General features: G+C 34.1%; 19 protein-coding genes. 13 read left to right on the forward strand and 6 right to left on the reverse strand.

The features are described 5' to 3' along the window. Positions 1–5: 5 nt before the first annotated feature. Both F3I00_RS09825 and F3I00_RS09830 read left to right on the forward strand, forming a co-directional pair. On the forward strand, positions 6–1079 hold the full coding sequence (locus F3I00_RS09825) for a BMP family ABC transporter substrate-binding protein (protein WP_020807491.1): 1074 nt from the start codon (positions 6–8) through the stop codon (positions 1077–1079). 161 nt (positions 1080–1240) lie between these two features. Continuing rightward, positions 1241–2125: a proline iminopeptidase-family hydrolase gene (locus F3I00_RS09830; RefSeq protein WP_020807490.1), complete on the forward strand. Its 885-nt coding sequence runs from the start codon at positions 1241–1243 to the stop codon at positions 2123–2125. Positions 2126–2183: 58 nt separating this feature from the next. Here F3I00_RS09830 and F3I00_RS09835 read toward each other — a convergent pair whose 3' ends face one another. Together F3I00_RS09835 and F3I00_RS09840 are read right to left on the reverse strand one after the other, a co-directional pair. Next, positions 2184–3200, reverse strand: a complete 1017-nt coding sequence (locus F3I00_RS09835; RefSeq protein ID WP_020807489.1) for a serine hydrolase — start codon at positions 3198–3200, stop codon at positions 2184–2186. A gap of 66 nt (positions 3201–3266) precedes the next feature. Then, a complete protein-coding gene (locus F3I00_RS09840) occupies positions 3267–4724 on the reverse strand; it encodes a PTS sugar transporter subunit IIC (protein ID WP_020807488.1) in 1458 nt (485 codons plus the stop codon). Between the two features lie 242 nt (positions 4725–4966). On the opposite strand from F3I00_RS09840, the gene F3I00_RS09845 reads away from it, so the two are divergent. The 8 genes from F3I00_RS09845 (at position 4967) to F3I00_RS09880 (ending at position 12244) form a co-directional block, all read left to right on the forward strand. After that, entirely contained in the window at positions 4967–5851 is an 885-nt protein-coding gene (locus F3I00_RS09845) for a BadF/BadG/BcrA/BcrD ATPase family protein (RefSeq protein WP_020807487.1), read from the forward strand. A gap of 18 nt (positions 5852–5869) precedes the next feature. Further along, a complete protein-coding gene (locus F3I00_RS09850; RefSeq protein WP_020807486.1) occupies positions 5870–6961 on the forward strand; it encodes a DUF871 domain-containing protein in 1092 nt (363 codons plus the stop codon). Between the two features lies 1 nt (position 6962). Continuing rightward, positions 6963–7757, forward strand: a complete 795-nt coding sequence (locus F3I00_RS09855; protein ID WP_024272991.1) for an esterase family protein — start codon at positions 6963–6965, stop codon at positions 7755–7757. After that, positions 7757–8812, forward strand: a complete 1056-nt coding sequence (locus F3I00_RS09860) for a dipeptide epimerase (protein WP_020807484.1) — start codon at positions 7757–7759, stop codon at positions 8810–8812. The genes F3I00_RS09855 and F3I00_RS09860 overlap by 1 nt, the downstream gene beginning before the upstream one ends. A 4-nt stretch (positions 8813–8816) precedes the next feature. Continuing rightward, positions 8817–9548 carry a serine hydrolase gene (locus F3I00_RS09865; RefSeq protein ID WP_159311089.1) on the forward strand — a complete coding sequence of 244 codons (732 nt, stop codon included), beginning with the start codon at positions 8817–8819 and terminating at the stop codon, positions 9546–9548. Between the two features lie 15 nt (positions 9549–9563). Beyond that, positions 9564–10457, forward strand: a complete 894-nt coding sequence (gene murQ, locus F3I00_RS09870) for an N-acetylmuramic acid 6-phosphate etherase (protein WP_020807482.1) — start codon at positions 9564–9566, stop codon at positions 10455–10457. A gap of 73 nt (positions 10458–10530) precedes the next feature. After that, on the forward strand, positions 10531–11292 hold the full coding sequence (locus F3I00_RS09875; protein WP_003649781.1) for a sulfite exporter TauE/SafE family protein: 762 nt from the start codon (positions 10531–10533) through the stop codon (positions 11290–11292). A 91-nt stretch (positions 11293–11383) separates the two neighbouring features. Then, on the forward strand, positions 11384–12244 hold the full coding sequence (locus tag F3I00_RS09880) for an Rpn family recombination-promoting nuclease/putative transposase (protein WP_020807480.1): 861 nt from the start codon (positions 11384–11386) through the stop codon (positions 12242–12244). Between the two features lie 97 nt (positions 12245–12341). Here the strand turns inward: F3I00_RS09880 and F3I00_RS09885 are convergent, their stop codons facing one another. Then, positions 12342–13181 carry an aldo/keto reductase gene (locus F3I00_RS09885; RefSeq protein WP_020807479.1) on the reverse strand — a complete coding sequence of 280 codons (840 nt, stop codon included), beginning with the start codon at positions 13179–13181 and terminating at the stop codon, positions 12342–12344. A gap of 129 nt (positions 13182–13310) precedes the next feature. Between F3I00_RS09885 and nagB the strand changes: the two genes are divergently transcribed. The 3 genes from nagB to F3I00_RS09900 all read left to right on the forward strand — a co-directional run bounded on the left by nagB (position 13311) and on the right by F3I00_RS09900 (position 15559). Further along, on the forward strand, positions 13311–14030 hold the full coding sequence (gene nagB, locus F3I00_RS09890) for a glucosamine-6-phosphate deaminase (RefSeq protein WP_020807478.1): 720 nt from the start codon (positions 13311–13313) through the stop codon (positions 14028–14030). A 182-nt stretch (positions 14031–14212) separates the two neighbouring features. Beyond that, the gene (locus F3I00_RS09895; RefSeq protein WP_020807477.1) at positions 14213–14863 is read left to right on the forward strand and encodes a deoxynucleoside kinase; all 651 of its coding nucleotides are present in this window, start codon (positions 14213–14215) and stop codon (positions 14861–14863) included. Positions 14864–14884: 21 nt separating this feature from the next. After that, a complete protein-coding gene (locus F3I00_RS09900) occupies positions 14885–15559 on the forward strand; it encodes a deoxynucleoside kinase (RefSeq protein ID WP_020807476.1) in 675 nt (224 codons plus the stop codon). A 54-nt stretch (positions 15560–15613) separates the two neighbouring features. Here F3I00_RS09900 and F3I00_RS09905 read toward each other — a convergent pair whose 3' ends face one another. The 3 genes from F3I00_RS09905 to F3I00_RS09915 are packed head-to-tail and all read right to left on the reverse strand — an operon-like array spanning position 15614 to position 19239. Next, positions 15614–16594 carry a LacI family DNA-binding transcriptional regulator gene (locus tag F3I00_RS09905; protein WP_020807475.1) on the reverse strand — a complete coding sequence of 327 codons (981 nt, stop codon included), beginning with the start codon at positions 16592–16594 and terminating at the stop codon, positions 15614–15616. 24 nt (positions 16595–16618) lie between these two features. Continuing rightward, on the reverse strand, positions 16619–18823 hold the full coding sequence (locus F3I00_RS09910) for a TIM-barrel domain-containing protein (protein ID WP_020807474.1): 2205 nt from the start codon (positions 18821–18823) through the stop codon (positions 16619–16621). After that, positions 18823–19239, reverse strand: a complete 417-nt coding sequence (locus tag F3I00_RS09915) for a PTS sugar transporter subunit IIA (RefSeq protein WP_020807473.1) — start codon at positions 19237–19239, stop codon at positions 18823–18825. The genes F3I00_RS09910 and F3I00_RS09915 overlap by 1 nt, the downstream gene beginning before the upstream one ends. Positions 19240–19247: the final 8 nt, after the last annotated feature.

A 19247-nucleotide genomic window follows, 5' to 3' on the forward strand; every position in this document is an offset into this window, starting at 1 on the left:
TTTAAATGAAACTAAATAAAAAATTTTCTCTACTACTAATAGCAAGTACTATTTTTTTGAGCCTAAGTGCTTGCAGTAAATCGACTCATGAAGAGCAAACAAATAAAAAGCTAGCCAATCACATTGCTTTAATCTCAGACACCAATGGAATTAAAGATAATTCTTTAAATCAATCTGCCTGGCAAGGCGTTAAGAATTACGGTACTAAGAATAACCTTGTTGAAGGAAATAAAGGCTACAATTATTTCGTTCCTAAAGATCCCCAAGATTATCAAGTAACTATCAACAAAGTTCTAGATAATGATTTTTCAACAATCATTGGCGTTGGTTATACACTTAAGCCTAATATTGTTAAAGCCGCGAAGAGTAATCCTAAAAAGAACTTCGTTCTTATTGATACTCATACTGCTAAGATTAAAAACCTAGCTAGCATCTCCTTTAAAAATCAAGAAGGAGCTTATTTAGCAGGCGTTGCAGCTGCCTACACCACTAAAAGCCACACAGTGGGACTTATTTTAGGGCAAAACAGTAAAGAGATGGATTCCTTTAAAGCCGGTTTTACTCAAGGAGTTACAGCCAGCAGTCGTAAGCTTCATAAGCATATTAAAGTGATGAGCAAAACTGTCGGTAATTTTTCAGATATTAATAAAGCGCATGATATTGCCCAGGAAATGTACAATCAGAAAGCTGATATAATCTTCCAAGCTGCGGGCAAAAGCGGTCAAGGCGTCTTTAAAGCTGCCAAAGAAGTCAATCAAACCAATCCCGTAGGACAAAAAGTCTGGGTTATTGGTTCAGATGAAGATCAAACCAAACTTGGAAATTACCAAGCAAAAGGCGGTCAACCTTCTAACTTTACCCTTACCTCTGTAATCAAAAGCGCAGATGTAGCTGTTGAAGATCTTGCTAATCAAACTGCTAAGGGTAATTTCCCTGGTGGAAAGAACTTAAACTATGGTCTTAAAAACAAGGGTATTTCTCTAGTACAAGGTAATTTATCTTATCATACCTGGATCAAAGTTCAGAAAGCCAAGCAGAAAATTATTGATGGTAAAATCAAGATCATGGCTAATCGTTAAATGATCGGTAGCATCAAAATTAATACAAACTAAAAAGTCACATTAACTTATGCCAAAAAGTTACTTGTGGCTTTTTTCTTTGCTTTATTTTCTACATTACTATCTACATTACAAAACACACTATAATATAGTTGTATAGATACAAAGAAAGTGTGTTTAAGATGGCTAATGAAAGTAAAATAGTGACTCTTAAAAATGGTTATCATGTATGGACTCGTAAAGAAGGACACGGTCCTATTAAGATTTTGCTTCTGCACGGCGGTCCTGGCATGGATCATGAATATCTTGAGCCTTTTTCTAATTACATTAAAATGCATCCCAATATAGAGATTATCTACTATGATCAATTGGGATCATATTTCTCAGATCAACCTAATGATCCAAAGTTATGGACAATTCCGCGTTTTATAGAAGAAATAGAAGAAGTCCGTAAAGCATGGGATTTAGATCAGTTTTATTTATACGGTCAATCATTTGGTGGTTTATTTGCTTTAGAATATGCCGCTTCTAAATACGGCAAACATGTGAAAGCCCTAATTGATTCAAACATGGTTGATTCATATCAAGATTACGCAAAATATATTAACAAGTACCGTGAATCGATGGATCCTGCTGATGTTTCATATATGAAGAAACAAGAAGAACGACACAACTATGATGATCCACATTATCAAGAACTATTGATGAAATTATATCACCGCTGCATTTGCAGAATATCTCCATGGCCCGATGCCGTGCAAAGAACTTTTGATCATATGAATGAGCAAGTTTATGTCACCCTACAAGGACCAACGGAATTTAACATTACTGGTTCATGTAAAAATTGGACAATTCGGGATCGTTTATCCAAAATTACGATGCCTACTCTTGTATTAGGAGGAAAGTATGACAGCATGAATCCAGCTGATATTAAAGCTTTAGCCGATAGATTACCTAATGGTACAGCTCATATATGTCCTAATGGAAGCCACTTTTCAATTTTTGATGATCAAAAAGATTACTTTAATGCTATTACCAACTTTATTACATCAGTAGAAAATGAATAATAAAAAAACTAGAGCTTACAAATGACAGCTCTAGTTTTTTATTTATGCTATGGCATTATTAGGGTAATTGCTCTGGACTATTGAAAAACAGACTTACCGCTAATCTTCTCACGTTTATCCATTTTTGGTTTTTTCTAGTAGGGTTTACTCGATTAGTTAAACAAATAAAGAAAGTAGAATGATCTAAATCAAGCGCAATTGATGTTCCAGTAAATCCTGTATGCCACAAAGTCTTGCTATTCTTATTCCACCTTTGCCATCCTAAGGTTCTACCCATAAAGTTATAGTTAAATAGCGTATCAATCATATCAGATGGGATTATTGTTTTGCCTTTGTACTTTCCTTTTTGAAGATACATTATGCAGAAATTCTTCAGATCTCCAATTGTAGAAAATAATCCCGCATTACCTGAAACACCATTTAACATATAAGCCGTTTCATCATGCACTTCTCCCTGAATCAGTCCTCTTTTATCAGTCTTTTCTGTTGGTACAAAATTTCGTTTATTTTCATTTAAACAATATCCTGTATTATTCATCTCTAAAGGTTCAAAGACATGTGTCTTTAAGCTTTTATCAAGAGACTCTTCATCTACTTTTTCAATGATCATCCCTAGTAAAATAAAATTAAGATCAGAATATACCATATCTGTTCCAGTCGGATAAACAAGCTTCTGTTTAAAAATAGCAGCTATCATCTCATCTTTATTCGCATATGAATATACATTGCATAAATCAGCAGCTAATCCAGAATTATGAAGCAAAAGATTCTTAACAGTAATATCTGGATAACTAATTTGTGGAAAATATTTACTTACTTTGTCATCTAAATCAATAATTTTCTTCCCTAATAATTGAAGTATACGACTTGTTACACCTACAACTTTAGTCAACGATGCTAAGTCATAAATATCGTCATCTTTTAACGGTATTTTTTTGTCATAAGTTTTGTACCCTAAAAAACTTGTTTCCACTGTTTTATTTTTTATATCTTCTAAGGCATAGCTTATTCCCGGCGTAGCACAATCATTTATTGCTTGTTTCATTAACATAGATATTTCATTAGTATTTCTCATTTATATTTCTCCAAAATTAAAGCCCGCTATAACTTTTGTAGCTATAGTGGGCTTCCTAATTAAACACTAAACATTTTCTTTTGCTAATCTCTTAAACTTACTTAGCGTATCAAAAAGAGCAATTATTTTTGTGCTTATAGTTGTTTTTAAAGAAGTAGGCTCAACTGATAGATCATTATCAGTTAAATTAATTGCTTCAACATTATTACCCTTTGAAGCTTCTGTGTTAGTAGATTTACTTGCACTGTCTTTAGCTTCCTTTTCTAGTTGTTTCTTATCCCAAACTTTAAAGAATGGATAGTAAATAACAACAGAAATAATGACGTTAATAATAGATAAAACAGCAGCACGCCAATCAAAACCAGTTGCCATGTAAGCTCCAATTGGTCCTGGTAACGTCCATGGAACCAAAGCGATAGTACGTGATACTAAGTGAAGAGCCATTGCAAAGTATGTCAAAGCACCAGTTACCATAGGTGTTACAACAAATGGAATTGCAAAGTATGGGTTTAAAACAATTGGTAAACCAAAAATAATAGGTTCATTAATGTTGAAAATACTTGGGATAATAACCGCCTTACCTAAAGTCTTACCAAATGAAGACTTAGACATAAAGGCTAACAAAATACATAGACCTAAGATAGTACCTGAACCACCAATATAAACAAACCATTGGAAGAATTGTTCAGTCATAAATCTTGGAGCATTAGCAGCACCCACGCCATGTGCAATTGCTGCCATATTTGCATCTAGGTTCTTGTACCAGTATGGATAAATTGGAGTCGATGTAATAGCACCATGAATACCAAATAACCAAAATAGTGAGTTAAAGAATGGTGGAATAACTGATGAAATAAAGTTATCTTTACCAAAGTTAGATAATGGTGACAATAAAGCTAAAAGTCCTGCATTCAAGTCAAAATGCAATACTTCTTTAATTACCCAAGCTAAAATAATAATTACTGAAGCTGGTACTAAAGAAACAAATGAATTAGAAACTGCAGGTGGAACACCATCTGGCATTTTAATAACTAAATTTTTCTCTTTAAACCAACGAATAATTTCAACTGATATCATTGAAACTAACATTGCAGTAAACAAACCCTGCGCACCAAAGTTAGTTGAAGGAAGAACTGTTCCAGCTAACATGCCAGACAATTTAGCTGCTTTAGCAGTTAAAGTACCTGGACTTACAGCCAATATAAAGAATGCCATCGTTGCAACAGTGGCTGAAGAATTTCTATCTAATTGATAGTGCTCAGCCAAAGCAGCTGCCATTGCATAGCATGAATACAAGGCCATCATACCAATAGAAAAAGTAACTGGTACTTGTAATGCAGGTAAATATGGAGTAATAAACTTTTTCCAACTATCTATTGGAAATTGAGAAATAATTGTAAAGAATGAACCGACAATAGCTACGGGAATAATAACTGCCATTCCATCTCTAATTGCCACAAAATAGCGATTACCCGCTAGTTTCGACATTTTAGAGGTGATTTTTGCGGCATTAAACTTAGCCATATTAATACCTCCCGATATATGAAACCAAAGTTAATATAACGCATAAATGAATACGCTATCACTTCTGGCTTTAATATAGCACTATTTTTCAGAAAATGAAATATTTTTTCTTAATTATGTTTAAATTATGCATTTTTAGATACTTTATGAAATATTTTTTCAAGTTTTATTGAATAGTTACATAAAAAAAGTTACTATGAAATCGCATACAGTATTAGTTGAAAATGCTTAGGAGGTTTCTCATGAGCTATGTAATCGGAATTGATAGTGGCGGTACCCATATAACGGCTACCGCTTATAAAGATAATATTGAAATTGCCACTGCTACTGCTGGTCCAGGAAATATATTTCTTGATCCACAGCAAACCATTAAGAATCTAATTAAAGTTATTACTGAAATTTCAGAAAAATTATCATCAAATACCTGTACCTTAATTTTGATTGGAATTGCAGGACTAGAAAGTGCCGATAATCCACAGCCTTATTTAGACAAAGTAAAGGATTATTTTAAGTCATTAACTGAAAATATTATTTTTACAAGTGACGCTAAACTAGCTTTAATAAATGGTCTTGAGGGAAAAGACGGATTTTTAGCAATTGCCGGTACCGGATCAATTGTATATGGAAGACAAAAGAATAAATATTTACGTGCTGGCGGTTGGGGATATTTATTAGATGATATTGGTTCTGGCTATCGCATCTCCCAAGAAGCCGTTGCCACCGCATTAGAAAAAATGGATCGAGGAGAAAATTCTTCTTTAACACCTGCTATTCTTGAATACTTTAAGGCCGATAATTTAAAAAATGTAGTTAGCCAATATTACAAACTTAATCGTACAGAAATAGCAGCTTTTTCACTAAAGCTTGCTCAAGAAGCTGATCGGCAAAATGATGAAGCAATTATGATCTTACAGCATCAGGCCGACTTATTAGCTGATGAAATTATTCATTTAATAGAACGTTATTCTCAAGAAAGTATTTCTCTAAATCTTGCCTTATCAGGATCTGTTTTAGTCAATAACCTTATTATTCAGAAAGAAATTACATCAAAAGTAAAACATGCTTACCCTACTATAAAAATTATGGTTTCTGACAGAAGTAATACAGCAGCAGTCAATTATATTTAGTAAAGGAAGTAGTTAAATATGACAATGAGAAATTTAGGTCTGTCAATCTATCCAGACCATAGCAATTACGATGACAATGTTCAGTACCTTGAGCTTGGACATAAATATGGCTTTAAGCGTATTTTTATGAGCATGCTCGAAGTACAAGGAAGCGTTGAAGAAACTAAAGAAAAATACAAAAAGATAATCTCAATGGGAAACAGATTGGGATACCAAACGTTTCTAGATGTTTCACCACGTATTTTTAAAGATTTAAAAATTGATTATCATGATCTATCCTTTTTCCATGATATTGGTGCAACTGGCTTACGACTAGATCAAGCATTTGATGGAGCAACTGAAGCTTTAATGTCTTACAATCCCTATAATTTAATTATTGAATTAAATATGAGTAATAATGTGGACTACTTAAATAACATTATTTCTTACCAAGCAAACACTCCATATATTTACGGGTGTCATAATTTTTATCCACAAAAAGGCACAGCTCTTCCTTATGATTTCTTTGTAGAATGTTCAAAACGCTTCAAGAAATTCAATATTCACACAGCTGCATTTGTTACCAGCCAAGTTGGAAAAATGGGACCTTGGAATGTCACAGATGGCTTACCAACACTTGAAGAAGATCGTTATCTTCCAATACAAGTTCAAGCAAAGCAGCTGTGGGCAACTGGCTTAATTGACGACGTTATCATCGGTAACGCCTATGCATCTGAGGAAGAACTAAAATCATTATCTGAAGTTAATCCATACCAATTAGTTTTACATGTAAACTATGTTCCAAAGATAAACGACATTGAAAAGACAATTGTTGAAAAGCCACAACATTTCCGCAGGGGCGACATAAATAGTATCGTTATTCGGTCAACAATGCCACGTGTAACTTATAAAGACATCCCTAACCCAGCCCATGATAATGAACAAGAATTTAAACGCGGAGATGTTTTAATCGGAAATGATGGCTTTGGAATATATAAAAATGAGCTACAAATTGTATTAAAGCCACACATGGAGTCAAGAAAAAATAAAGTTGGTGAAATTTCTAAAAATGAATTATTCTTATTAGACTTTATCAAGCCTTGGACTAAGTTTAAGCTGTCATCAAATTAAAATGAGTACCATAATAACCTCCACACTTTACTCTCCGCATTTAAAATTAGATTGGAATTATGATATCTATCTTCCAGATCAAGTTAATTCCCAGCAAAAGTATCCCTTGCTTTTAATGCTCCACGGATTATATGGAAATCATACTAATTTTTTAGATACGAATCGTATTGACTCAAAAAGTATTCTAGATAACTTGATGCGTAATGCCAAAAAGAAAATTATTGTAGCTTTTATAGATGGTTTTAATAGTTTCTACATCAACTCTCTATATGGTTTCAAAATGGAAACGGCAATTATGCAGGACTTATTACCCTATTTAATTCAGCAGTACCCTATTTCAACTAAAATTGGTATCGGCGGCATTTCAATGGGCGGATATGGTGCATCGAGACTTGTTTTAAAATATCCTCAAATATTTTCGGCAGCATTCTTAATTTCACCCGCTGTTTGGAATATTAAACATATTCCTCAATTTATTCACAATTCTATTCATACATTTCAAGATGAACAAAATAGTTGGTCAGAAAATTTCTACAATAAAATCTATCCAACTACTTATTTATCACCTATTTCAAATAAAGTTAATTTTTATATTGAGAGTAGTAAAACAGATGACGTTGTTCCTATCAAGGATGTAATATATTTTGCTCAAAAAGTTTCAAGCAACCATAATCACGTTCAATTAACAACTGATTCATTTGGCGCCCACGAATGGAACTATTGGCAAAAGGCAATAGTTCCAGCTTATACATGGATGATCGATCAATTAGAGCAAAAGAAAGGAGTGATAAATTAATGAATTTAAAAATTAAAAATATTACATGTTCCATTAAAAAAGTTCCATTAAAGAGACCGTTTATTACTGCCTTACATAAAGTCACCGAAATTGAAGGACTGAAGATCGTTGTTGAATTAAGTGATGGTCAAACAGGTACTGGAACAGCTACTCCTAATGAGAAAGTTACCGGTGACACACTACAAAGCTCGCTAGACATTGTTAATCAAGTTATTAAACCTGCATTAATAAGCCAAGACTTCAAAAATTGGAACAAAATTTTAACCACACTTCAAACCTGTATCGTTCATAATACTGCCGCAAAGGCGGCAATGGATATTGCCTTACATCAATTAAAGGCTAAAGAAAACAATGAATCTCTAGTTAACCTGCTTGGTAGTGAAAAAGGCAAATTAACAACCGACTATACAATTAGTATTGGTTCAGATGACCATATGGTTTCTGAAGCCAAAGCCTTAGTTAAAGATGGCTTTACTGCAATCAAAATCAAGTTAGGCAACAATTCTGTAAGTCATGATATTAAAACCATTCAAAAAATTAGTAAAGCTGTTGGTCCTGACATTTCCTTACGTATTGATTGCAATCAAGCCTGGAATTACAAAGACACTTTAAAAGCTAGTCGAACTTGGGCACAGGATAATTTAAACATTGATTTTATCGAACAGCCTGTTCTAAAAGATGCAATCTCAGATTTAACTTTATTAAGTGAAAATTCGCCTTATCCAATTATGGCTGACGAAAGTGTCGCTTCATATCAGGATGCCATTAACTTAATCCAGCATCACGCTTGTGACTACATCAACATTAAGTTAATGAAAACTGGTGGCTTATCAGAGGCAATCAAAATTAATGATTTAGCCCAAGCTTGTGGTATTAAAACTATGATTGGTTGCATGATTGAGCCAGTTGAAAGTATTGCGGCAGCTGCTGCATTCGCTGTTGCAAATAAAAATGTTAAATTTATTGATCTCGATTCAATTTTTATGGCTACACAAGATCCCGATCTTAGTAAGTATTTAGAAATTAAAAATAATGAAATTATTCTAAAGGACTAAGACAATGCAACTGACCCAAATTCAAGAACAAATAGAAAATAATCCTTGGAAAACAGCAATTACTATTCGTAAAAATAATCATACGATCTTTGAAAATTCAAACGCTAATGTGATTTTTAAGTCAGCCTCATTAATAAAATTAGGGATTGCTCTTTATATTCAGGAAAAAAAGCCTGGCACAATCACCAATACTCTTACCCTATCTAGTAATGATATTGTTGAAGGAGCCGGCATTATCAATAGACTAAGCATTAAGTCATGGAAGATTAGCGATTTATTAGACCTAATGTTATCTGTTTCTGATAATACAGCTACTAACGCCTTATTGAATTATTACAACATCAATACAATTAATGATTATTTACAGCAAAATTTTCAAAATATTTCTTTAAGTCGATTTTTAATGAAAAAAAGTGATAAAGAAAATACTTGTACATCAAATTCTATGATGGACGTTTTTGAAAAACTACTTGCAGGCAATAACGAAGTTAACCATGTGGTTCTCGATGCCTTAAAGCACCAAGAAGTAAGAAATAAATTAGTAGCTTATAGCAATCCTAAGTATGAAGTCTTTAATAAAACTGGCGAACTATTGCATGAACAGCATGATATAGCACGATTTAGAGCAAACACTGATGTGATTGACTGCTGCGTATTAACCAATTATCAAAGTCAAAAAGATTATGAGAATATTTTAAGTATGATGCAAAAGATCGGAAAAATACTTACACACTAGAAAGAAGTATTTACAATGGAAATTAAAAACTTAACTACGGAGCAACGAAACCCCGCGACTATGCACATTGATTCCATGTCAACTATCGACATGGTCAAAACTATTAATCAAGAAGACCAAAAAGTCGCTGTAGCAGTGGGAACTCAAGATGATAAAATTGCCCGGGCAATAGATGAAGCAGCTAAGCGCTATAGCAAAGGTGGACGTTTAATCTATATCGGTGCTGGAACAAGCGGCCGTCTTGGCGTTTTAGATGCTGCCGAATTAGTTCCTACCTATGGTATCAAACCAGAACGCGCAATCGGATTAATTGCTGGCGGTAAAGGTGCGATGTATGTTGCTGTCGAAGGTGCTGAAGATTCACAAGATCTAGCAAAAAGAGATTTAAAAGATCTTAAACTAAATAAAAACGATATCGTTTTAGGGCTTGCCGCCAGTGGCCGCACTCCATATGTAATTGGCGGTCTTGACTATGCTAAAGCGACAGGTGCTCTAACTATTTCCATTGCCTGTGTTAAAGATTCTAAGATAGGCCATCACGCCGATATAGCTATCGAAGCTGTTGTTGGACCTGAAGCGATTACCGGTTCAACTAGGATGAAAGCCGGAACTGCTCAAAAGATGATTTTGAACATGATTTCTACTGGTGTCATGATAAAACAAGGAAAAGTCTACGAAAACGTCATGATTGATGTTAAACCTACTAATTCTAAGCTAATTGATCGTGCCTGTCGCATTATTCACACTACTACTGGTGCATCTACCCAGAAAGCTAAAGATACTCTTAAAGAGGCTAATAATGATGTTGGCTTAGCAATCGTAATGCTTAAAACTAACTGCAGTCTCAATCAAGCAAAAAGTTTGTTAGAGACAAAAAATGGAAATGTCGCAGAAGTTTTAAATAAGTAGCTTGCTAGCTAAACAGAAGGGGCTTATAATACCTACCATTGCAATATATCAATTTACAATGTGAGGTGAAATTATGAGTCCTTTTTTCTTATTCATTTATCTGATTTTTGGTGGGATTTTAGGTGGCCTTCTCTCAACAATTGCAAGTATGGCATCCCTTGCCACTTATCCAGTCCTCCTTTCAGTTGGTATTCCCCCAGTTTATGCAAATACTACTAATGATGCAGCCTTAATCTGGACTGGCGTTGGATCAACTGCATCTTCGCTTAAAGAACTAAAGGGTCACTGGAAACAAGTTAGTTTCTATTCAATTTTTACAATTATCGGATCAGCTTTAGGCTGTATGCTTTTAATTCAATTTCCCGGGAAAATATTTGAGAAGATCGTTCCCTTCTGTATCGCTTTTTCCGGCTTAATGATTTTATTCAGTGGAGAAATTCATCTTGGAAATGAAAGTGATCATCCTAATCGCTTAGTTCAAGCTCTATCACTTTTATGCTTATTGATTGCTGGAGCTTATGCTGGGTACTTCGGCGCTGCGAGCGGCGTTTTAATGTTAGTTATCTTGAACGCAATTAGTGATGATGCCTTTTTAACTGTTAATGCTATGAAAAATATTATTGGCGCACTCTCCAATTTAGTTGCGCTAATTATCTATATGTTTACCGAAAAAATTTACTGGAGCGCTGCTATTCCTTTGGCAATCGGAGCGTTGATCGGTAGTTACTTTGGACCACGTATCATGCGCCATATTCCAGTTAAGATCATTCGTTTGGGCATTGCCGTTTTAGCCCTCATTCAAGCTGCTTACTTCGCTTATACTGCGTATAAATAAAAACAAATTTTATCTAGGAAAAATAAATTTAGTTTGCGTAATAAACATATGGGATTACTTCCTCAAATATTTTTAGAGAGGATTTACTCATATGGTAAAAAAGATTGAACCCTGGTTTGGGTTCACGGAAGATAAAGTGTTTGGGATGGTGATGGAAAATAAGAAATTCTGCAAGTATTTGCTTGAAATTATTATTCCGGATCTAAAGATCAAGAAGATTGATTGGTTAGATAAGCAAGTTGAGATTAATAATTCTGAGCGTAAGAACGAAGCTAAAGAAGTTAGACTTGATGTTTTGGTTACAGATCATGAAGGACGCGTGTTTAACATCGAAATGCAAACAACGGATCAAGATGATATCGGTAGACGCATGCGTTACTATCTTTCAAGACTTGATTTACGCTATACTTTAAATAAGGGTAAGACTTATCGAAATTTGAAAGACGCCTTTATTATTTTTCTCTGTAGCTTTAAACCAAAGAAAGATGATAAATTTTACGAATCTTATCATACTTATTCTGATCAAGATAGGTCAAAACAATTGCAGGATGGCGTAACTAAGATTATTATTAATTCACAAGTTTCAGCTGAAGGGCAGAGTGAAGACTTAAAAGCCTTGGCTAAATTAATGAACAATGAACCTGTAAATTTAAATAAGCACTTTGATTACGCGCAAAGAAGAATTAAAGAAATTAACGAAGATCCAGAAACGAGGGAAAAGATCATGCTTTACGAAACAAGAATGCTAGAACGTGAACAGGCTGCTGGAAAAGCAGGATATGAGCAAGGAATGAGACATGGCGTTGAACAAGGAAAAGTCGATTCTGCCAAAATTATTCTCGAAAATCAAATGGATAATGGTAGTACTTTAGAGCAAGCAGCGGATTTTGTTAAGAATTTAAAATTAATTTCCAACAAAGATCTTGAAAAATTGATCAAGATATATAAATAAAACCGTAAAAAAATAATTCTTAAAGCAAAAAGATTGATTAGCCACGTTACTAAAACGCTGGCTAATCAATCTTTTTTATTTTACAAATATTTCCAAACTATATCATCGCAAGTGGCGTCTTTTCAGTCGGCTGCGGGAAGTCATTATCTATTAATTTTATTTCGTCTGATGTTAATTTGATATCTTGAGCAGCAATATTCTCCTTCATATGCTTAACCGTTCCCGCTTTAGGAATCGATAAAACATTACCATGTCTTAAAGTCCAAGCTAACATAATTTGGTGCGGAGTTACATTGTGCGCACGAGCTACTATTTTAAGATTATTAGTAATCCTAATCGAATCGCCCTTACCTGAGTTAAATGGAGAATACCCAATAAAACCAACGCCATGCTTTTTTTGCCAAGGTAAAACATCATATTCTACCCCGCGTTCAGAAAGATTATACAAATCTTCATTGGCAAAACAATCCTTGCCGCCTGGGACACTAAACAATTCTTCTAGGTCAGCTACATCAAAGTTAGATACACCCCAGTGGCGAATTAAGCCTTCATTTTGTAATTCTTTTAGTCCGCGTACTGTTTCAGATAAACGCTTATCGCCACGCCAATGAAGCAAATACAAGTCTAAATAATCAGTTTTTAGTCGTTTTAAGCTATTTTCTAAGCTCTGACGTTCTAATTCTGGAGAAGCATGATACGGATAAAATTTTGAGATCAAAAAGATTTGACTGCGATCATAACCTTGAATTGCTTCGCCAATTAATTTTTCACTTTTTCCTTCACCATACATTTCTGCAGTATCAATTACTTTAATTCCATTATCTAAACCATAGCGAAGTGCAGCTATTTCGTCTTTTTTCTTAGAAGCGTCTTCGCTAATTCCCCAAGTTCCCATGCCTAAGCCTGACAAGTTATTTTCTTGAAAACTCTTCTCCATCTCTTCTCACCTCACCTAAATTTTACCGCAGAAAAAAACAAATTTAAAAATGTTAGCGGTTTAAGTTGACTAGACCAATTTTATATTTTATAATGGACTAGACCAATGAATGAGGAGGTACACATAATTATGAAAATCATCGTAACTAAAGATAATATTGAAGGCGGCACTAAGGCATTTGAAATTATTAAAAAGGGAATGGAAAACGGCGACAAAGTTTTAGGCCTTGCAACTGGCTCTTCCCCAATTCCAATGTATGACGATATGTGCGACAGCGACTTAGACTTCTCTGACATGACAAGTATTAACTTAGATGAATACTATGGCTTAAAACCAGATAATGATCAAAGCTACCACTACTTCATGCAAAAACACTTATTCGATAAGAAGCCTTTCAAGCATTCATATATTCCAAATGGAATGGCAAAAGATATCGATGAAGAAGTTGACCGTTATAACGACATTATTGCTGCTAACCCAATTGACATCCAAATTTTAGGTATTGGTAGAAACGGACACATTGCCTTTAACGAACCAGGTACTCCATTTGACAGCTTAACTCACAAAGTTCAATTAACTGAAAGTACTATTAAGGCAAATTCACGCTTCTTTGACAATGAAGACGAAGTTCCTCGCCAAGCTATTTGTATGGGAATTAAGTCAATTATGCAAAGTAAGAAGATTGTTTTACTAGCCTTTGGCGAATCAAAGCAAGATGCAGTTAAAGCATTAGTTGAAGGTCCAGTTACTGAAGAAGTTCCTGCATCCATTTTGCAAGATCACCCAGATGTAACAGTTATTTGTGATGAAGTAGCTGCAGCAAAGCTTGATCCAAAATACAGAAAATAATCCTCATTTAAGACTGTTTACTTTGGCGAATTAATCTTTTTAGATTAGTTCGTCTTTTCTTTTTGTATTTTTTTGATGTGTTCTCTTGACTTTTTTCTTTTATAGCAAATTAAAAAACCACTTGTTTTCATACCAGATATTGAATTACACTATTAAAGCAAACTATATCTTGTAGAAAGAACGTGATGACAGTTATTGTATTGAGCGGGCCTATTGGAGCCGGAAAATCCAGTTTAACCAGTCTTCTTGCAGAGCATTTAGGCACCCAAGCATTTTATGAAGGTGTAGATAATAATCCAATTTTGCCACTTTATTATAAAGACATGGCACATTACACTTTTCTCTTAAATACCTATCTTCTAAACCACCGCTTGGCACAAATTAACCAAGCTATTCGCGATCATAACAGTGTGTCTGATCGTTCAATTTATGAAGATGCCTTATTTTTCAAAATGAATGTCGATAGTGGAATCGCAGACCCTACTGAATTCAAGATCTACGATAGTTTACTTGAGAATATGATGGAACAAGCTCCAGGCAACCCAAGTAAGAAACCTGATTTGTTAATTTATATTCATGTATCTCTTGATACCATGCTTCACCGCATTCAAAAGCGCGGTCGTACATTTGAACAATTATCAACTGATCCAGGCTTAAAAGACTACTATGCTCGACTTTTGTCTTATTACGAGCCTTGGTATGAAAAATATAATGCATCCCCTAAGATGATGATTGATGGCGATAAATATGACTTTGTTGCAGACGAAGATGCACGAAAAGAAGTTATCAACACAATTGATCAAAAGCTTACTGATCTAGGTAATCTAAACTAGCTAACGAATAGAAGGAACGTGATGACAGTTATTGTATTAAGTGGGCCCATTGGAGCCGGAAAATCCAGTCTAACAGGTATTCTATCTAAGTATTTGGGCACTAATCCCTTTTATGAAAGTGTAGATGACAATCCTGTTTTGCCATTATTCTACGAAAACCCTAAGAAGTACGCATTTTTATTGCAAGTTTATTTCTTGAATACTCGCTTCCAAAGTATCAAGTCAGCATTAACTGATGATAATAACGTACTCGACCGTTCTATTTACGAAGATGCACTTTTCTTTCAAATGAATGCCGATATTGGCCGTGCTACTAAAGAAGAAGTAGATACTTATTACGAACTTCTACACAATATGATGAGTGAGTTAGATCGGATGCCTAAGAAGAATCCAGATCTTCTTGTTCATATTGATGTATCATATGACACAATGCTTAAACGTATTCAAAAACGTGGTCGTAACTACGAGCAATTAAGTTATGACCCAACTCTAGAAGACTACTACAAGCGTTTGCTTCGCTATTACAAGCCTTGGTATGAGAAGTATGATTATTCACCAAAGATGACTATTGATGGTGATAAATTTGACTTCATGGCAAGTGAAGAGGATCGTCAAGAAGTCTTAAAGCAAATCGTTGCTAAGCTTAAAGAAATGGGCAAACTTGACAAAAATTGGAAACCAAATTTAGTTAAATAAAGTAAAAACTGCGATCCGTATTGGATCGCAGTTTTATTTTATATTATATAGATGCTAAAAAGCCTTTTCTTTTTCTTGATAACTTACTGGTAAAATTTTTTTATAATTAAGCGGTATTTGTTCGTTATGTATCATCTTGATTAGCACTTTCACGCTAAACTTCACAATATCATCTACCGGTTGTCTAATAGAAGCTATTGGTGTCGGCATGTATTTTGAAGCCTTTGCGCCGTCAAAACCGATAATCTTTACTTTCTTTAATAATTCAGGATTAATAGTATTTAACACTTCCTGTGCAATAATTCCATATTCATCAGTTGTAGCAAAAATCCCATCAAATGGCACTTGTCCGTTAGAATAGTGCGCAACTAAATATTTATAGTATTCATTATGAAACGAAGGAGAAAGGGTTGCTTCAAAAATATCTACTGGAAGTTTTTTAGACTCCATATAATCCTTAAATGCTTTTGTACGCACTAAAGTAACATCTTTGTGCCCATGTTCCCTTCCTAATACAAGAAAACGAGATTTTTTAAGCTCTATTAGTTTCTTTGCAGCAAGTTCACCACCAGCGTAATTATCGCTAGAAATTAAAGGAACTTTTTCCGAAACATACCTTTCAATCGAAACCAAATTAATTGTTTTGCTAAAATTCATTACATTATAAATATCTGAATATGACGTTGTAATTACACCAGAGACTTGATTTAAAGCAGCCATATTTAGAATATCTTGTTCTTCCTTTGGATTACCATGAGAATTAGCTAAAATCATTTTGAAACCATTTCTATTTAATTCATTCTGCATTTTAAAAACTAATTCAGAAAAGAATGGAGTCCAACTATTAGGCACAATAAAAACTACATATGAATTTTGAGCAGTTTTAAGTGCACGTGCTTGTAAATTAGGAACATAATTTAATTCCTTAATTGCTTTTTTTATCTTTTGTTTATTTTCATCTTGAACATGTAATCCATTTATATAATTTGAAACCGTGCCTCGTCCAACTCCAGCGAGTTGGGCAACATCATTCATAGTTGGTTTCCTAACTTTCATGATTTAATCAGACTCTCTAATATAAGCTAATTCATTTAGACTACTTCGTAAGTTTTCATCTTTAAGTGTATCCAGCATATTAGTAAAGTGAGCATAATTGTAACTAGAAGAATTAAATTCATCAAATATTTGCTGTTTTAAATCGAAACTAATATGAGCTTTTTGCAATCGACCCCTCATCTCGTCAATCACTTTAGTTTCATTTGGTTTATAGATCACTTTACTGATTTTTCTATCTCTCGGAATAATATTAGCTGGATCTTCAACTCTCCATTCAAGCTTTTCAGCCTTATCATCCCAAGTAAATGTTGTCTTAGCTATTTTATCACTACTATGCTCAATAAGTTCATATTTACCATTTTTTCCTGCAAATATTTCTACTTCTAAATTATGTGGTAAAATTTCGATATTTTTCATATATTCAGGATTAGTAATGATAATTGCTCCTCTTTTTACAAAAACAGGCATATTTTCTACCGATCTATAAGTATTAATTACGGTATCACCCTTATATGGTAAATGAGTAAAGTAATCTATCCAGTCTCCCTCTGGCAACCAAGTCTTAGTGTGACCCATTTGTGTAGAATGATCATGAGGCTTCGTAATTGGTGAAATCAATATTTCATTACCAAAAATATATTCATTTTTACGAGCATACGCCTGATCTTCATTAGGATAATCATAGTACAAAGGCTTTACTATTGGTACTCCATCAGCATGAGTATGATAGTTAGCCGTATCAATATATGGTATGAACTTATCCCTTAATCTTAAGAATTTTTCTTGTGTTTTTTCATAATCTATTCTATAGTTCCAAGGTTCTTTACCTGAGAATAAATTGTTTGATGAGTGCAATCTATTAATGGGACTAAACACTCCAAATTGCAACCATCTTGTAGCTAATTCGCCATCGAAAGTACCATGCATATGTCCACCAATATCATGGCTCCACCAAGTATAACCGATATTTGCAGCAGTTATAGTAAAATATGGTTGAAAATCTAATGAGTCCCAACTTATTACTGTATCCCCTGAAAAGCCTAATGGATACCTATGTGAACCAGGACCAGCATAACGGCTTAAAATTAAGCCATCCCCACTTGTTGTCTTATTACTATCTTCATAAACATAATGATTTAAAAGCCATAAAGGATCTAATTGATCGCTTGTTTTTGCTTTACCTTGTTGCCAATCTAGCCACCAAAGATCTACGCCTTGATTCTCAAGGGAGCGGTGTACATCGTCAAAGTATGCCTTTCTAAATCTGGAATTACTTAAATCAAATGTAGCTGGTTCTTCTTCTTTAGTATTTAAATGCAAATCCTCAGCTACTTTTTTATAACAATCTTCAAACGCCCTAATACCGGAAGCTGGATGATCATTTAAAGAAACTTTTTTTCCATCATCATGTAACCATTTTAATAATTTATCTGGTTCTGGAAATAGATCTTTATTCCAAGAATATCCTGTCCATGCAGAACCATATTTTTGCGGAACCTGGGATGCATTCTTATGCCAATCCATATCCAATACAGACACGTTAATTGGAATCTGCTTTTCATCAAACTTTTCCATTAACTTTTTATATTCAGCTTGAGTATAAGGATAAAATCTACTCCACCAATTTCCAAGAGCATACCTTGGAATTAACGGTGTTGGACCAGTCAATTTATAGAAATCCTTTAATTCCTTCTGATATTCTCTACCATATGCAAACAGATAACCGTCAATAACTTTATGATCTCGTGGGATAAACTCATCTTCTGCTTTATTAAAAATAAAGTTTTTCGAATCATCTAGATAACTAAAACCATCCTTAGACATAATGCCATCTTCTAAAGGAACGGCACCATCTCCATGATCAAGGGTTCTTGCTGTTCCTTTCAAATTCTTATGGCGACCATCATTTTCAGTACCGAAATACCAACGATTTTGATACAGCGAATATGCCTTTTTTACATCTACATATAGAGTATCTGGCGAGAATTTACCTCCATCATAATAAAGATGAAAACCTGGTGTAATTATTTCAACTAGGTGACCATTATTATTTTCAATAACTTTAGCATGAACGCTAGCAAAATTTCTGTTAAGAATTGAAACTGTGGGTCTATCTTCAAACTCTCCTTCAGGATCCTCTTCAATTCTTAATAGGTAATCGGTAATAACTGTGAATCTATAGTTTTTTCCTTTTACAATCTTGTTCATTATTCGTCCTCCTCATCGTCATCCGAAGAGAACTCATTAACGTACTGCAATGCTTGTCTAGATTCATTTATAATTTTATGAATTGTATCGATGCTAATATATTCGTCAGTACTCTCCATCGCTACGGCCAAAACAGCTGGTAAATTCATTCCAGTAATTATATGAGTATGTGGTCTTGTACGATATGGGAAGAATTTTTGATTTACTGATCCAGCCATCATATCTGTAAATACTACCACTTCTGTATTTTCATCTATACTATCAAACAATTCCTTAACAGTATCTTCAATAGCTTTACCATCAGTATATGCATCTATTGCTTTTACATTTTTTTGCTTACCAGCAATAAATTCAAGAGTACTTTGCACCCCCGAAGCCATATGATTATGTGAAGCAATAACAATTAATCTTTTCATATCTCTCT

This window comes from Lactobacillus sp. JM1, assembly GCF_009834385.1.
GTDB classification, from domain to species: Bacteria; Bacillota; Bacilli; order Lactobacillales; family Lactobacillaceae; genus Lactobacillus; species Lactobacillus paragasseri.

What these genes read in the sequence shown, in the direction of transcription:
- F3I00_RS09855 (WP_024272991.1), top strand. Translation starts at nt 6,963, where the DNA reads ATGAGTACCATAATAACCTCCACACTTTACTCTCCGCATTTAAAATTA.
- F3I00_RS09860 (WP_020807484.1), top strand. Translation starts at nt 7,757, where the DNA reads ATGAATTTAAAAATTAAAAATATTACATGTTCCATTAAAAAAGTTCCA.
- F3I00_RS09845 (WP_020807487.1), top strand. Translation starts at nt 4,967, where the DNA reads ATGAGCTATGTAATCGGAATTGATAGTGGCGGTACCCATATAACGGCT.
- F3I00_RS09915 (WP_020807473.1), bottom strand. Translation starts at nt 19,239, where the DNA reads ATGAAAAGATTAATTGTTATTGCTTCACATAATCATATGGCTTCGGGG.
- F3I00_RS09850 (WP_020807486.1), top strand. Translation starts at nt 5,870, where the DNA reads ATGACAATGAGAAATTTAGGTCTGTCAATCTATCCAGACCATAGCAAT.
- F3I00_RS09900 (WP_020807476.1), top strand. Translation starts at nt 14,885, where the DNA reads ATGACAGTTATTGTATTAAGTGGGCCCATTGGAGCCGGAAAATCCAGT.
- nagB (WP_020807478.1), top strand. Translation starts at nt 13,311, where the DNA reads ATGAAAATCATCGTAACTAAAGATAATATTGAAGGCGGCACTAAGGCA.
- F3I00_RS09880 (WP_020807480.1), top strand. Translation starts at nt 11,384, where the DNA reads ATGGTAAAAAAGATTGAACCCTGGTTTGGGTTCACGGAAGATAAAGTG.
- F3I00_RS09830 (WP_020807490.1), top strand. Translation starts at nt 1,241, where the DNA reads ATGGCTAATGAAAGTAAAATAGTGACTCTTAAAAATGGTTATCATGTA.
- F3I00_RS09835 (WP_020807489.1), bottom strand. Translation starts at nt 3,200, where the DNA reads ATGAGAAATACTAATGAAATATCTATGTTAATGAAACAAGCAATAAAT.
- murQ (WP_020807482.1), top strand. Translation starts at nt 9,564, where the DNA reads ATGGAAATTAAAAACTTAACTACGGAGCAACGAAACCCCGCGACTATG.
- F3I00_RS09885 (WP_020807479.1), bottom strand. Translation starts at nt 13,181, where the DNA reads ATGGAGAAGAGTTTTCAAGAAAATAACTTGTCAGGCTTAGGCATGGGA.
- F3I00_RS09905 (WP_020807475.1), bottom strand. Translation starts at nt 16,594, where the DNA reads ATGAATGATGTTGCCCAACTCGCTGGAGTTGGACGAGGCACGGTTTCA.
- F3I00_RS09840 (WP_020807488.1), bottom strand. Translation starts at nt 4,724, where the DNA reads ATGGCTAAGTTTAATGCCGCAAAAATCACCTCTAAAATGTCGAAACTA.
- F3I00_RS09825 (WP_020807491.1), top strand. Translation starts at nt 6, where the DNA reads ATGAAACTAAATAAAAAATTTTCTCTACTACTAATAGCAAGTACTATT.
- F3I00_RS09865 (WP_159311089.1), top strand. Translation starts at nt 8,817, where the DNA reads ATGCAACTGACCCAAATTCAAGAACAAATAGAAAATAATCCTTGGAAA.
- F3I00_RS09875 (WP_003649781.1), top strand. Translation starts at nt 10,531, where the DNA reads ATGAGTCCTTTTTTCTTATTCATTTATCTGATTTTTGGTGGGATTTTA.
- F3I00_RS09910 (WP_020807474.1), bottom strand. Translation starts at nt 18,823, where the DNA reads ATGAACAAGATTGTAAAAGGAAAAAACTATAGATTCACAGTTATTACC.